The sequence below is a fragment of the Candidatus Glassbacteria bacterium genome, assembly GCA_019456185.1.
Taxonomy (GTDB): Bacteria; Gemmatimonadota; Glassbacteria; order GWA2-58-10; family GWA2-58-10; genus JAJRTS01.
This window is the reverse complement of the sequence record VRUH01000185.1, coordinates 287-856: the sequence shown is the minus strand read 5'-3', so window position 1 is coordinate 856 and position 570 is coordinate 287. Positions and strand designations below refer to the sequence as shown.

Genomic DNA, 570 nt, shown 5'->3' with positions numbered 1-570 from the left:
CCGTCTAAGAAGAACCCTTAGTTTAATCACAAGGCTAATGTGTTATGAAAAGGTAGGTCTTTAATCAAAAGAATCCTAATGGGGCTGACATTCCGTAACTCGTTGGTAATCGCCCACATTGGGAGGTGGCTGCTCGGATACGTCCCAGGAGAATACTCAAGGCCATGCCATGAAATTACAAACGGTTTGTATTAAGAAATTTGCGAGGCCAACCGCAATTCATCGCACTGCAGAGCCGTCCCACCACCCCAGCGCCGCCAGTTCGCACTTTCCCACGGCTTCGGCGCTGGCGGGGCGGAAATCCAGCGTGGCGGGCGGTACGATCATGCGCCAAGCACTGCCCGGCGCGGCGGATGTCCGGCTGCGTCCGGGTCCGTCGTTCGCCCGCATGAGGGGCTATCTTGTGCTGGACGAATTCGGATTCGACAAGTCGGACCTGACGGACTTGCATCGTAAACGCTTGGCGGGGCTGGCGAAGACTCTCCAGGAACTGCTGGAATTCTACCCCGGTGGCTCGGTCAGGGTGACGGGGTACACCGATGCGGTCGGCGACGAGGGGTACAATCTTAA

1 pseudogene (running past one end of the window) is annotated in these 570 nt (G+C 56.8%); it reads left to right on the top strand.

The features are described 5' to 3' along the window. Positions 1-169 precede the first annotated feature (169 nt). Positions 170-570: pseudogene (locus tag FVQ81_18775) on the top strand (OmpA family protein); it runs 40 nt beyond the window's last position.